The organism is Paenibacillus sp. FSL R10-2771, from assembly GCF_038000205.1.
In the GTDB taxonomy this organism is placed as follows: Bacteria; Bacillota; Bacilli; order Paenibacillales; family Paenibacillaceae; genus Paenibacillus_AQ; species Paenibacillus_AQ phytohabitans.
The window spans coordinates 2,166,900-2,181,331 of sequence record NZ_JBBOBM010000001.1 but is presented as its reverse complement, the minus strand read 5'-3'; the positions used below and the strand labels follow the sequence as shown (position 1 = coordinate 2,181,331).

General features: G+C 51.2%; 12 protein-coding genes and 1 riboswitch. Of the genes, 6 read left to right on the top strand and 6 right to left on the bottom strand.

Annotated elements, in window-relative coordinates; all coding sequences use genetic code 11:
- Positions 1 to 131: 131 nt before the first annotated feature.
- The 6 genes from NSU14_RS09145 to NSU14_RS09120 all read left to right on the top strand — a co-directional run bounded on the left by NSU14_RS09145 (position 132) and on the right by NSU14_RS09120 (position 6,887).
- Positions 132 to 1,091, top strand: coding sequence for a helix-turn-helix transcriptional regulator (locus NSU14_RS09145; protein WP_042138641.1), 960 nt, complete (start codon positions 132 to 134; stop codon positions 1,089 to 1,091).
- 123 nt (positions 1,092 to 1,214) lie between these two features.
- On the top strand, positions 1,215 to 2,465 hold the full coding sequence (locus tag NSU14_RS09140; protein ID WP_042138642.1) for a methyl-accepting chemotaxis protein: 1,251 nt from the start codon (positions 1,215 to 1,217) through the stop codon (positions 2,463 to 2,465).
- 504 nt (positions 2,466 to 2,969) lie between these two features.
- Positions 2,970 to 3,066, top strand: a riboswitch (cyclic di-GMP riboswitch).
- 118 nt (positions 3,067 to 3,184) lie between these two features.
- Entirely contained in the window at positions 3,185 to 4,828 is a 1,644-nt protein-coding gene (locus NSU14_RS09135) for a thiamine pyrophosphate-binding protein (RefSeq protein ID WP_340944314.1), read from the top strand.
- A 51-nt stretch (positions 4,829 to 4,879) separates the two neighbouring features.
- Positions 4,880 to 5,242: a carboxymuconolactone decarboxylase family protein gene (locus NSU14_RS09130; RefSeq protein WP_042141354.1), complete on the top strand. Its 363-nt coding sequence runs from the start codon at positions 4,880 to 4,882 to the stop codon at positions 5,240 to 5,242.
- Positions 5,243 to 5,442: 200 nt separating this feature from the next.
- On the top strand, positions 5,443 to 5,793 hold the full coding sequence (locus tag NSU14_RS09125; protein ID WP_076243406.1) for a hypothetical protein: 351 nt from the start codon (positions 5,443 to 5,445) through the stop codon (positions 5,791 to 5,793).
- A gap of 101 nt (positions 5,794 to 5,894) precedes the next feature.
- Positions 5,895 to 6,887, top strand: coding sequence for a 3-oxoacyl-[acyl-carrier-protein] synthase III C-terminal domain-containing protein (locus tag NSU14_RS09120; protein ID WP_042138643.1), 993 nt, complete (start codon positions 5,895 to 5,897; stop codon positions 6,885 to 6,887).
- Between the two features lie 196 nt (positions 6,888 to 7,083).
- Here the strand turns inward: NSU14_RS09120 and glpK are convergent, their stop codons facing one another.
- From glpK to resA, 6 genes are all read right to left on the bottom strand, one after another.
- Positions 7,084 to 8,577, bottom strand: a complete 1,494-nt coding sequence (glpK, locus tag NSU14_RS09115) for a glycerol kinase GlpK (RefSeq protein WP_042138644.1) — start codon at positions 8,575 to 8,577, stop codon at positions 7,084 to 7,086.
- Positions 8,578 to 8,698: 121 nt separating this feature from the next.
- On the bottom strand, positions 8,699 to 10,138 hold the full coding sequence (locus NSU14_RS09110) for a HAMP domain-containing sensor histidine kinase (protein WP_042138645.1): 1,440 nt from the start codon (positions 10,136 to 10,138) through the stop codon (positions 8,699 to 8,701).
- The gene (locus NSU14_RS09105; protein ID WP_039301726.1) at positions 10,139 to 10,855 is read right to left on the bottom strand and encodes a response regulator transcription factor; all 717 of its coding nucleotides are present in this window, start codon (positions 10,853 to 10,855) and stop codon (positions 10,139 to 10,141) included.
- Between the two features lie 76 nt (positions 10,856 to 10,931).
- Entirely contained in the window at positions 10,932 to 12,194 is a 1,263-nt protein-coding gene (gene ccsA, locus NSU14_RS09100; protein ID WP_042138646.1) for a cytochrome c biogenesis protein CcsA, read from the bottom strand.
- Positions 12,191 to 13,879 (bottom strand): cytochrome c biogenesis protein ResB, encoded by a 1,689-nt coding sequence (gene resB, locus NSU14_RS09095; RefSeq protein ID WP_076243354.1) that lies wholly within the window; start codon positions 13,877 to 13,879, stop codon positions 12,191 to 12,193. Before resB ends, ccsA begins: the two co-directional genes overlap by 4 nt.
- Complete coding sequence (gene resA / locus NSU14_RS09090) at positions 13,876 to 14,400, bottom strand: thiol-disulfide oxidoreductase ResA (protein ID WP_042138648.1); 525 nt, start codon at positions 14,398 to 14,400, stop codon at positions 13,876 to 13,878. Before resA ends, resB begins: the two co-directional genes overlap by 4 nt.
- Between the last annotated feature and the right edge of the window lie 32 nt (positions 14,401 to 14,432).

The following is a 14,432-nucleotide window of genomic DNA, read 5'->3' as shown; positions in this document are numbered from 1 at the left end:
TAACTCTTATATATGACATCAACTGACATATATATATGATAAACTTAAAATATGTTCTGCTTAAGCGGAAACGGCTTTGCCGTTCTTGAATAATCGGGAAAAATTTCATTATAACCAGGAGGCCTTTATCCATGAGAGCAGACCGACTATTATCTATTCTGCTGCTGCTGCAAAGCCGCGGTAAAATAAGCTCCCGCGAGCTGGCACAAACGCTGGAGGTTTCCGAACGGACCATCTTCCGGGATATGGAGTCACTGAGCATCTCCGGCATTCCCGTGCTGGCAGAACGCGGCCGTGAGGGAGGCTGGAGGCTGGCCGAGGGTTACCGGACCTCCCTGACAGGTATGAACCCCAAAGAGATTGGTGCGCTGCTGCTGCCGGCAGACCCGGCAATTCTGCAGGCGCTTGGGATTCAGGAGGAGTTCTCTTCCGCTGTCCGTAAGCTGCAGGCCGCTGGTGCAAGACAGCCCGCTGCCGCCTTCAGCCTTCTTAATGAGCGTATTCATATTGATGGCGCGGGCTGGCATCCGTCAGGCGAAACCTATCCCAGTCTAACTGCATTACAGGAGGCTATATGGGAAGACCGTAAAGTGAAAATCTGTTACATGCGCGGGGAGGAGAGATCAGAGCGGCTGATTTCACCCTTTGGACTCGTAGCCAAACGTGGTGTCTGGTACACCGTGGCCGAAACAGGCGGTGAAATGCGGACCTACCGGGTATCCAGAATAAGTAGTGCTGAAGTCACGGATGAATATTTTAGCAGACCTCAGGATTTCAATCTGGCACATTACTGGGAAGCTTCTACCATGGCATTCAAATCTGCATTGCCCCGCTACCCTGCCAGGCTGCTGGTGAAGGACAATATAATGAAGGTTCTCCAACAAGAACGTTATGTTTCCGTACTATTCCAGGAGCCTTCACCTTCACCCGGCTGGCACTCCGTCGAAGCCGAATTTAATACGCCGGAGTCTGCCTGCCGGATCATCTTATCCCTAAGCCCGGGCATTAGAGTTACCGCTCCGGCGGAGCTTGCAGACAATGTTGCGGCCACTCTGCGGGAAGGGGCTGCATTATATGAAGACAATGTGTAAACGTACTCTTTTGGAGCAGCCCGGGAAGAAGTTTTATGTCAGTTCTTACAATAGACCGATTACGCTTTAATCCCCTATAATATTACAATGCACAATATTTATTTCTAGGGGGAACTATAGTCTATGGACTGGATGAACAAGCTGCCTTTAAAACAAAGAATCGTTGCCGGATGTTACCTGGTTGCCGCTTTATTCGCTGTCCCTGTGTTAATTACGCTCATTGCAATGGGAAAGGTGATTATCGGTATTATTCTGATTGCGGTATTGGCTGCACTGACCTACCCGCTTGCGCGCTTCATTGAGAGAACGCTTACATCTTCATTTGAGGATATCTCCAATGTGACGCATACAATCGCCAAAGGCGACTTCACCAGCCGTGCAGACGAGAACGGATCAATGGGCGACATCAGCCGCTCCTTCAACACTATGATCGATAAATTGAAGAAGATCCTAACCGACGCTTCGCAGCTTACCCGCCAGGTTATGGATGCCAGCCGGGGTATTGAGGACAAGAACCAGAACCTGAAGATTGTAATGGCACAGGTAGCCTCCTCTTCCAACGAACTTGCCCTGGGTGCGAATGAAATCTCGGTGGATATTGCCGATATGACGGAATCGATCAAAGATATCGAAACCAAAGTCTCCAATTATACAAACTCTACCAAGGAAATGAATAAACGCTCCGCACATACACTGGAGCTGGTTGAAAAGGGACGCCAGTCCGTGGACACTCAAGCCGAAGGCATGCGGAAGAATATCCAGGCTACACAAAAAGTAGCAGATACGATCGAAGCGCTCTCACAGAATGCCCGCGGCATTACCATGATCACCAAGACCATCACGGAAATTGCCGAACAAACCAATCTTTTGTCGCTTAACGCCTCAATTGAAGCTGCACGTGCAGGTGAGCACGGACGCGGTTTCGCAGTTGTAGCACAGGAGGTCCGCAAGCTTGCCGAAGAATCAACCGCCTCCACCAAGGAAGTGTTCGGGCTGGTACGCAGCATCGAGGCCGATATCAAGCAGGCTATCGATAACATCGCTATTAATGAAGAGGTTGTTCAGGTGCAGAACGAGATGATAACGGAGACAGCACATATTTTCGCGCAGATCGTACATAGCGTGCAATACATAACCGAGCAGATCTCCTCCTTCTCCGCAGAGAGTGATCTGATGCTGGAGAGTGCGCTCAAGATCTCCGGGGCGATCGAGAATATCTCGGCCATTACCCAGGAGACGGCAGCAGGTACCGAGGAGGTATCTGCGGCGATGAACGAACAAATTCATGCCCTGCAGTCCGTAGCGGAAGAGACCGAGAAGATGACACAATCTGTCTTCCAGCTGCAAAAAACAATCCATATTTTCAAATTCTAGCAGCAGCCCCAAGAGACCATTTCCGCAGAGCAGTATGCGGGAAGGGTCTCTTTTTGGCATGGAAAAAGCAGATTGTAATGTAATATTCACAAAGTGTTAAAATAGTGCATAACCCTAAAATAACACCTTTGCACTTCTTTACTGCTAATTCTTTATTACTAATAAACTAACATTATTTTAAATTTTAATCACCTATTTCTTAAGACCTATTTCTAGGTTTTCCCAGCCTATAATTCTAATACATCTGCATAGTTTCAGGAGGTTCCTACGACGTTATGAGGCTTATGGCTTATGCAGATTAAATTCTGCTCTTTTTCTGCATTTGCATTATAAGACTTTGGTCTTCCAGACGCATCCATTTTCAAAAGTTTGAATATCTAATATTTCATCTCCTATTACATCTGAATATTCGCCAAATTTCGCGTTTTGCTGCAAACGGCTTATTGACAAAAGGCGAGCGAGGAATATATTGTAAAGGAAAATTATCCTTCGCTGTATTGATAACAACATATGAGGCAAAATTCACCGAAAGGGAATGACGCAAAGCCATGGATCTACAGTCTCACTTATCCGGTGAGATCATGACAGCCAGGTTGCTGAAAAACTATGAACGTCCGGGAATCCGCGTTCAGTTATGGTGATTCGTGCAACAGGCCTGTGCTCCTATTTCGAGTACAGGTTTTCTATTGCTAGCATACAATCAAAAAACAACTTGTGGGGTGGATGTTCTGAAGACAGTTGCAGATTATATGGCGGAAGCATTACGCGATCTTGGGGTAACACATTCTTTTGGTATTATTGGCAAGTCCATTTGTCCTATAGCTCTCAAACTTGTTGACTATGGCATTGAGTTTATTCCCGGCCGGCATGAGTCCAGCTCCGGCTTCGCAGCAGGCGGCTATGCACTGAAAACAGGCAGTCTCGGGGTTGCCTTCGGCACCTCCGGTCCAGGCGGAACGAACCTGCTAACCGCAGCAGCACACGCCAAAGCCAACAATCTCCCGGTGCTCTTCATTACCGGTCATCAGTCTATTAAAGAGCTGGGGATTCCCCAGTGTCAGGATTCCACATCCTATCTCGCCGATTTGGCGGACATGTTCAGACCGGCCACTCTTTTCAGCAAGCTGGTAGAACGCGGCGACCATTTCAGTACGATTTTCAATCATGCCCTGTCTATCGCCCTTGGTGACAAGAAAGGACCTGTTCATTTATGTATTCCGTTTGATGTTCAGACCGAGCGCCTTGAAGAATGCCGGATTGTCCTTCCGCAGCGGGAAAGGCTCGTCAGCTACGCCAACTACGAACGGGTCATTTCAGCGATCAATGCTTCCAGCAGGCCTCTGATCATTGCCGGTAAAGGGGTTAACCGCTCCGGTGCGCACAAGGAACTGGTACAGTTGGCCGAGACCTTCAACATACCGGTAGTAACCTCCCCCGGCGGTAAAGGAGCCATTGCTGCGGATCACCCGCTCTATCACGGTCCTGTGGGCGTTGGCGGATGTACGCATGGGGATGAGATGTTGAACAACAGTGATCTGTTTATCGTGCTTGGTTCGCGTCTGAGCGATATGACCATATGCAATCTTAAGAGGGAGAATCATCCGGATCAGCTGATCCAGTTTGATGTCGAACCAACCTTTGTCGGTAAAATACTGACTTCCGATACCATCTCCGTCGGCGGCGATTTACGTGACAACCTGGAGCTGTACCTCGGCAAGATTGATCCGTCCACCATAACCAGACGTGAAATAGAGATCTCCAATCACTATACTGAAGAGCTGCCTGTGCTGTCCAAGCTCTCGCTGGCTTCGGTAATGAGCACGATGAGCGATTTGATTCCATATAACAGCAGCGTGTTTGTTGATGACGGCAGCCACGGCTTCAATGCGGTCAAATGGTTCAACGTGAAGAAACCGGGGAGCTTTGTATTTGATGCCTATTTCGCCTGCATGGGGAATTCAATCGGCATGGCCATCGGTGCCAAGGCGGCTGCGCCGGAAGAGACGGTCTTCTGCATTACCGGTGACGGCTGTTTCATGATGCTCGGAACTGAAATTAACACAGCAGTTTGCAAGAATATCCCGGTTATTTTCATCGTTGTGAACAATATGCAGCTGGATATGGCCCTTAAAGGAATGGAAAAAACAACCGGACGTATCGATGGAACCATCTTTGAAGTCCCTATGGATGCAGTGAAGTTTGCTGAGTCCCTGGGAGCCACCGGCTTCCGCGCAGAGACGCAAGAGGAGTTTGCCTTTGCAATCAGCCAAGCAGTTGAACTTAACCGCGTAGCCGTTATTGAGCTGTTGACCGACCGTGACGAAATGCCTCCTACGGCCCACCGTACACTGGATCTCAACTAGGCTGTATCTTACAGATTCTCTAACTTACTATCAGGAGGCAAACAAGTGAATATGAACGTAGACAGCGGACTGGACCATTTCACCAATCTTTCCGGGGACTATGGTGCCAAAGCCCTAGCTCCTATTAAAGAGCATTTTCCCGAATTAGCCGAGTATATCATGGGCAATGCATACGGTGATATTTTTCAGCGGACGACCATCGGTTCAGACTGGAAAGAAATTGCTGTCATCTCTTCTTTGATCACCATGGGACAATTTGAACAGTTGGGTGTTCACTATGTTATGGCTCTCCGCGTGGGGATGACCGTTGATCAAATCAAAGGTATCCTGCTTCATCTGACACCTTGTATCGGCGCACCCAGAGTGATCTCGGCATTCAATGTTCTGCTGGAGACGCTGGAAGATATTCGTTAATTAACAACATAATATTACATCATTCGACTTTTGTGTTGCGTATTCAAGAAAGTTCTGGTTATAATGAAGGCAAAATATCCCAAAACCAAGTTCATGTTGTCGAATTTAGTCGCAGGAACGTAGTTTTTCGGGATATCAACATGATGAATTATCAGATCACTCTGAATAGTCATGCAATTAAAATTACGGGAGAGATGAACATGGGACAATTTATTTTGAAGACGGACACTGCGAAGAAACTAATTAACATCGAGCTGGAAGGAACCTTCTCGAACGAGGACGGTCTTAAATCGATACAAGCCTATCAGCAGACCATCAATCCGATCAACCCGTCCGAATATGCACTGGATATCGATTGCCGCAAGCTGAATGTAACCGCTCCTGATGTTGTGCCGTTGCTCGAAGGCTGCTTCATTATGTTCAAGGCAGACGGCTTCCAAAAAGTGAGCCTTACCCTTGAGAATAACCCTATTCTCAAAATGCAGCTGGCGCGTCTGGGCCGCAAAGCTGGACTCGAAAACCTGGAAATCACGTCTACGGTACAAGCTTAGGTTAACTTATTTTTAAACCATTGTTAGCGGTTTGAAACGCAAGATTCGCTCACGAAACTAAGTGTATGCTTACGGGCTACAAAACTTTTAGGAGGTTTACTATGGCAGGGATTCGCATTAAGGACATTGATATCTATCATCCAAGCAAAAGCATCGGCAATGACTTCTTCATTCAGCACTTCGATGAGAAGGGAATTGATATCCGTGGCCTGCTGGCTGCTCTTGGCCGTGAAAACCGCTACAGTATCGACAGCAAGGATGAGAACTCCCTGACGATGGCTTTTGAAGCCGCAAGCAATGTACTGGACAAGACCGGCCTGACCGGCGCAGACATTGACCTGATCGCTTATGCAAGCCAGACTCCTGAATATATTTTCCCAACGAACTCATTGATGATTCACCGCCTGATTAATGGTGCATCGCATACGATCTGTATCGACAGTAATGCCAACTGTGCAGGAATGACCGCTTCGGTTGAACAGGTCAGCCGTCAAATGATGGCGAACCCGAGAATCCGCCGTGCACTTGTCATCGGTTCTGACTACGTTGCCCCGCATGCGGACAAGAATGACCCGGTATATTACGCCAACTTCGGCGATGCAGCTGCCGCGCTCATTCTGGAGCGTGACGAGAATTCGGTAGGCTTCATTGATTCGATCTATCAGACCGATACCTGCGTCTACGGCAACTCGCTGTTCCCGGCGGAAGGTTTAGCCAATCTCGGACGTACGGGTGTGGCTGCTGGAGAATTCAATGTGAAGTTCATCCCGTTCGATGATTCCATCTGTGTGGATGCTGCTTCAGAATCAATTAACACCCTGCTCAGCAATAACGGAATCGCACCTGAATCCATCAAGGCCGCCTGCTTCTCCCAATTGTCACTTCCGAACATCAAGGCCGTTTCCGGCAAAACCGGAATTGACGCTGATGCAGCTGTCTACATCGGGGATGAATTCGGCTACACCTCCACCAGCAGCCCGTTTATCGCCCTGCACAAAGCAGTGACTACCGGACAGCTTGAACGCGGAGACAAGGTCCTGTTCTGGACAGTAGGCGCCGGATGGCAGAATGTCGCTTTTGTAATGGAGTATTAATCTTAGCTGTTGAACTTATAGTTTCTAGTTGAAATCCAAACAGCCCGCAGCAGAATTCCTGCCAGCGGGCTGTTTCTTTATGTATACATCTGGGCCCGACTCTCCCCAGGCAGAACCTGCAGCGTTCATCCTGCCTGAGGTGAACTTACCCGATTCATCCGGTAAGCGCAGTCTGCCATATCAGCAGCTGTTCTTGTTACCTCTGCCCTTCATGCTTCTCCCAGCCCATAGTCCGGGACACCGCGTCCTGCCAGGCATTGTAACGGCGTTCACGCTCTTCCGTCTCCATCTGCGGTGAGAATACCTTCTCGGCCTTATTGAAGCTCTCCAGCTGCTCCCGGGTCCATATGCCGGAGGTGAGTCCTGCCAGCAGCGCAGCGCCGAGCGCTGTGGTCTCCGCATACGTTGTACGGGTTACGTCGCTCCCAAGAATGTCCGCCTGGAACTGCATCAGCAGATTATTGCGCACGGCGCCTCCATCCACTCTCAGGCCGCTGAGCGGCATGCCAGCGTCTTTTTCCATCGCCCCGATGACATCGCGGGATTGAAAGGCCAGCGACTCCAGCGTTGCGCGGACCAGATGTGCGGCAGTCGTTCCCCGGGTCAGTCCAAACACGGCGCCCCTGGCATACATATCCCAGTAAGGTGCACCAAGGCCGGTAAAGGCCGGCACGACCACAACCCCCTCACTGTCCTCCACCTCACTCGCCTTCTCTTCCGAGTCGGCCGGAGCTACAATCAGCCCAAGTCCCTCCTGCAGCCATTGTACCGCTGCTCCAGCCACAAACACACTGCCCTCAAGGGCATAATAGAGTTCGTCTCCCATGCCCCAAGCTACCGTGGTTAACAGGCCATGACTCGAAGTCACTGCCTCAGTGCCTGTGTTCATCAGAATGAAACAGCCGGTGCCGTAGGTGTTCTTGGCGCTGCCTGCCTCCAGGCAGGTATGACCGAACAATGCCGCCTGCTGGTCCCCAAGCACAGAACGGATGGGGATATCTGCACCGAACCACTGCTTGTCTGCAGCCCCGAAGTCCCCGCCTGACATCCTTACTTCAGGCAGAATAGAGGGCGGAATGCGCAGCGCCTCAATCAGGCCGTCATCCCATTTGCGCTCATGCAGATTGTAGAGCATGGTACGTGAAGCATTGGTAACATCCGTAGCATGCACAGCGCCTCCTGTAAGCTTCCAGATCAGCCAGCTGTCAATGGTTCCGGCCAGCAGCTCCCCCCGGTCCGCCCGCTCTCTGGCCCCCGGCACATGGTCCAGAATCCAGGCCAGCTTCGTTGCCGAGAAATACGCATCGATGACAAGACCCGTCTTCTCAGCGATCTCTCCGGCCATTCCCTGCGCCTTAAGCGCCTCACACTGCTCTGCAGTCCGGCGGTCCTGCCAGACGATCGCTGGATAGACCGGCGTTCCAGTAGCCTTGTCCCAGATCAGTGCAGTCTCACGCTGATTGGTAATGCCGATGGCCGTAATGCTATCAGCAGGGGCGGAGCTTGCCGCGATAGCGTCTCTGGCCGCGGCAAGCTGACTCTCCCAGATTTGCTCCGGATCATGCTCTACCCAGCCCGGCCGGGGAAAGGATTGTCTAATCTCATATTGCCCTTGCGCGATCATTCCCGCCTCCTCATCAAAGAGGATCGCGCGTGAACTGGTGGTACCTTGGTCCAAGGATAAGATCATTATACACAGCCTCCTGCAAGCCTCAGCTTCTATGATATGTTCCACGTTGAACAAGATTAATGTGGTGGTTTCAACAAAAAGCACCTCTGCTGTCAGAGGCGCTGTCATGCATTGTCCGGATTTACTGTTTTTCGACAGGAAGCCGCAGGGTAAAAGCGGTGCCTTCTCCAAGCTTGCTGGAGGCGTGGATACTCCCATGATGCGACTCGACGATGTTCTTCACAATCGCTAGTCCCAGACCGGTTCCTCCCGATTCTCCCCTTACGCGTGCTTTGTCGGCTTTGTAAAAGCGCTCGAAGATATACGGCAGATCCTCAGGCGTAATGCCTACCCCTTGGTCCCGGATCTCAATCTCCAGAACCCTCCGGCCTTCCAGCGCGGTGGAATCCGCCCGAATGGATATCCGTTTATCGGCCGGAGTGTGGCGGAAGGCATTGTCGAGCAGATTGGTGAGCACCTGCTCCAGCTTGTCTTCATCGGCAGCCTTAAGGAGCAATTCGGTATCCGGTTTCTTCAGCTCAAGAATGATATCCCGCTCCTTGGCTCTGACCGAGAACTTGCGGTACACCCGTTCCAGCAGTTCTCCAGCATCCACTTGCGCCTTCAGCATATCCGTATGCCCCGCTTCCATGCGGGCCAGATCGAGCAGATCCTTCACCAGCCGGCCCATACGGAGCGATTCATCGTGGATTACCTGGACCAGCTCGCTGCTCTCCTCCGGGGAGGAGGCCATTCCATCCAGCAGCGCCTCGCTGTAGCCTTGCATCATCGAGAGTGGTGTACGGATCTCATGCGAGACATTGGCGACGAAATCGCGGCGCATTTTCTCCAGCCGCACTTCCTCCGTCACATCGCGCAGCACCGCCACCGCACCGCGGAGATTATCCTCGGAGTATAAGGGTGCCATATGCACAGACCATACACCCTGCCGGACATGGATATTGGAGCGTTGATCGCCTCCTACGCTGAGCGTACTGAAGAACAGCGGCCGCAGCGGCGGAGGCACATCACGGGCAGGTCCAGCCTGCGGATACAGCCCGCCATCCTCTTCCTGATCCCAGGTAAGGTCACTCCAGGTTTCCAGCAGCGTCTGACCATGCGGATTGGTGAGGATAATCTGCCCCTCAATATCGAAGGTGATCACGGCATCGCTCATACTGCGCAGGACGCTGGACAAATGCCCTTTCTCATTATTCAGACTGCGTATATTCTCTTCCAGCTCTTCTGCCATGTGATTGAAGGATGTCGCCAACTGGCCGATCTCATCGCTGGTAACCAGCGTCAGTCTCGTCCCGTATTCGCCGCGGCGGATATCATTGGCCGCCTCAATCACCTGCTGCATCGGCTGGGTAATCTTCGTAAACAGGAATAAGGCAAAGAATGTCGTTAAGGAAAACCCGATCATACAGGTATACATAAATAAACGCTTGATCGCCCCGGAATTGGCGAAATTACTGTCGATATAGGGTAACAGAAACAGCCCCAGCGTAATGAGCACGACAGCAACCAGACAGATGATCGTGATCCACAGCTTACCGACAAGACTTCTCCAGAAGTTCACTTATTTAGGCACCTCAAGCTTATAGCCGACTCCCCATACGGTAGTGATCATAGCCGCCGATTCCGGGGACACCTTATTCAGTTTCTCGCGAAGACGCTTGACATGGGTATCCACGGTACGCAGATCTCCGAAGAACTCGTAATTCCACACATCCTTGAGCAGTTCCTCACGAGAGAACACCTTATCCGGTGAGATCGCCAAATAATGCAGCAGCTCATATTCCTTAGGGGTCAGACTTACCTCCTGGCCGCCGGCGGTTACGCGGTGTGCATCATGCTCAATAATAAGAAACGGAAACACGATATTGTTGCTTGAATTGCTCTCTTTGGACAAAAAAGCAGTTGCGGAAGAACGGCGCATTATCGCCTTCACCCGGTAAATCACTTCACGCGGGCTAAACGGCTTAACGACATAGTCATCTGCGCCCATTTCAAACCCTTGAACCCGGTTAATCTCTTCACCCTTGGCAGTAAGCATCAGGACCGGTGTAGATTTGACTCCTCTGAGTCTGGTCAGCACTTCAATCCCGTCGATGCCCGGCAGCATAACATCCAGCAATATCAGACCGTAGTCATTGGCTGTAGCTTTGCGCAGAGCAATTTCCCCATCTTCTGCCTCGTCAATTTCATAACCTTCTTTTTCAAGATACATTTTGAGCAGGCGGCGGATGCGTTCTTCGTCATCCACCACCAGAATTCTATTCAAGTGCTCTGCCATTTACACAACAACCCCTTCATCAAATACAGTAGAACGTTACCCTAAAATCTTGTGCGTGCCAGAGAATATAGTCTACTCAGTCTGTCCCCGCATAAGAGTGAAGTCCGGCGATCACAAGATTAACGCCAACCAGGGTAAACATTACGATCAGAAAGCCGAGTACAGCGAGCCAAGCGGACTTGCGTCCCTGCCATCCGCGGGCCAGCCGCAAATGGAGATAAGCACTGTAGAACAACCAGGTGACGAGTGCCCACACTTCCTTAGGGTCCCATCCCCAGAACCTGCCCCAGGCCACTTGAGCCCATATCATTGCAAAAATCAAAGCCCCCAGTGTAAAGATCGGGAAACCGATGGCGATCGCCCTGTACGTTATTTCATCAAGGTCATTCTCATCAATTCCGTCGAGTACCGGATGAATCGCCTTACCCAGCGGTTTGCGGACAGCCAGGCGGAGAATTCCATATAGAATCAGCCCGGACAGCAGTGACCAGATAACGGTATTGAACTTGCGCCCGGCATTGACACCATTCATCCAGGATGGAGCTTCGAAGAGCGGTTCTTTTATGCCAAGAAACGACTGGAAGCTCTCAATTTCGCTATGGTAAGGTGCCACAATCGGCGGCATTTTATAACTCACTTTCTCTATTGTACTATCTCCCTGCCCGGGGCTGTCAATCGTAACGTTAGTGCGGACAAAAACAGATTCATAGCCGGCACCGCGGAAGGCAAATACAGATCCAAGAAAACCAATTATAACAATGATTGAGAACAGAGTAAATTCGACAAGTCTCTGCTGCTTGCGGTCACTGCGTTCCTTGCTGCTGAAATCGACCGTCCGCAGGAGATACATCAGCCCGGCGGCAAAGCCTACAGCGAAGAACGATTCCCCCAGTGCTGCCAGCGTAACATGAATGTTCAGGTAGATGGATTTCAGCGAGGGGATCAGCGGCTGTACTTCCTGCGGAAATACCGCTGCATACGCCATCACAATAATCGAGATCGGAACCGCGAAGACACCGAGAATAATTTTGCGGTAAATCGCGAAGATCACCGTAAATGCAACCATTACCATCATCGATAAAAAAGTCATGAACTCATACATGTTACTTACCGGAATATGACCCGATCCCATCCAGCGTGTAATGAAGTATGCCAGATGGCACAGCAGCCCGAGCGAGGAGGCGATAAAAGCAATTCTCCCCCAGCGTGCGGTATGCTCCTCCGGCTTCCTGCCGGACCATCTGCGCCCCATAATGGCGATGGTGAACAACATGAATGCTCCGCTGTATAAAAAGAATGCGGCAATAAAGACGTCACTGCTGAAATCGAGCAAGCTCATGCCAGGCCTCCTCCGTTGTCCAATGATTTTTCATCGACTGTCATGTCTATCTTCTGGAGAATAGAAACGATCTCACGGCGGAAGCCGAACCAGTTCTTGTTCGTATGGCCTCCCAGCACCAGTTCCCCGCCGTCGACGGTCAACCAGATGCGTCTATGCTGCCAGTAGAAGCCGAGGATCAGCCCCAGCATGATAATACCCGCACCAACCCAGACAAATGGCATTGCCCGGTCGACCCGCACATTGAGATAGGTGGTGGATTCTGAGAAGTCAACGTCACTCATGCTGCCGACCTCAAGCTCCAGAAACCGCCCGCTGCCGCCAAGCTTGTCGTTGATGGCTGACTGCTGGAATTGCTCCTTGTCAATCTGCTTCGGAAAATAGAAATACTGCTGCCCCCCGGCCGGAAGCTCCGGCCCTTTAATAAGGAAGAGGAATGCAGGGGCATTCGGATACGGTGATTTGGACACCGGCTGGCCTTCATCGCTCAATCCGAAATCCATATATTTCTCTTTCAGCTCCAGCGTATACGGACCTGCCTGGAAGCTGCGCTGCGGATTCTTCATATCCAGTTCAAACTTGCCGTAAATCTCGCCTGTGGAAGAATTCGTCAGCCCGGGCTGCACAGAACGCAGCACAGGGGTCAGGTCATAATCAAACTGATACGCTTTCAATCCTTGGTAGCTGAGCGGTGAATTCACCTGAATGTCATGCCGGGCCACTTCCGTAAGCTGCGGCTCCTTAGACGGGTCCGTGCAATCGGCAGTACATTCATAGAGAACCGCCCGGGTCTCGTAGAGCTTGGGAAGCACCTTGATTCCGCGGAACTCCTCAGGCATCTCTTCTTCCGTGTAGAATTCTACGGTGAACTTCTCATTCTTAAGATAGAGGCTGGTGTCCGGTATTTTGACGGTCTCCCCTTGCGGAAAAGCTAGATGCTGGTCCATATTCAGCCCCGGAAGTCCTCTCGCCAGCACGGCGAGCAAAAAAATAATCAGGCCGATATGTATTACATAAGGTCCCCAGCGGCTGAAACGGTGTTTCTCGGCCAATAAAGCGCCGCCCTCCGTCCGGACGCGGTAACCTTTCTTCCTGAGCGGCTGGACGATGCGCGCCACCCACACCTCCGGCTCCTCTTCCACTTGCGTGACGAGCGTCAGCTTCTGACGGGTCAGAAACTGGCGGTGCTTGCGGATCTTTTGCCGGGTTAATGCCTTGTACAGCGGAAGCACACGGTCCAGGCTGCAGATGACCAGAGAAGCTCCGATCATTACGAGCAGCGTCACAAACCACCAGGATTCATAGGTATGCGAAAGGCCGAGTCTATAATATATATTCCCGGCTGTTCCGTACGTTTCTTGATAATATGTTGAAGCGTCAATATTCAGAAAAGTGCTCTCTTGCGGAAAAATGGTACCCAGCATAGCGCCCAGCAGTGTCAGCACAATCAGATAGATGGCGATTTTGACCGAGGAAAAAAAGTTCCATACCCTGTCGATCACTCCGGGACCTACACGCTGTGAACGGCGGGCTACCCCATCGTAACGCATCTCCAGATTCTCGGAAGAGTTCCATTCCTTCTCATCCAGCGGCTTGCCGCAGGCTTCGCAGAGAACAGTGCCCACAGGATTCTGGTGACCGCATTCACACTTGGTATTGCTGATTAGCGGCATGTGCTCCTTCATTCTCCCACCAGCTTCCCGATTTGCTCGTCAAGCGAGCTCAAATCCAGCTGGCCGATATGAATGCTGTCTACCTTGCCCTTCGTATTAATGAAGAAGGTGGTAGGCAGCGGGGAAACCCCGTAACTGCGGACGGCATCACGCCCCGTATCCATCACAACCGGGAAATCAATATCCACGAGCTTCACGAAATTGTCCACTGTCATCTGATCCTCGCCTACATTAACGCCTACGACCACTACGCCCTGGTCTTTCCACTTCTCCCACTGTGCCTGCAGGGCAGGCATCTCCTTCACACAAGGGGCGCACCAGGAGCCCCAGAAGTTAAGCACAACCGACTTCCCTTTGTACTCCTCCAGCGTATGGGTCACGCCGTCCAGCCCAAGCAGTTCAAAGTCCGGCGCTCTCCCGCCTTCCGTGGGTTTGCCATCCCCTCCGAACACGGAGGAACCGATTGCATAACCCCCGAGCAGAAGGATTAGAAATAGTATCACGATTTGTATTGGCTTTCTGGCTTTGCCCATACGAGGGTGCCCCCTTCTGTGACGCAACTCAT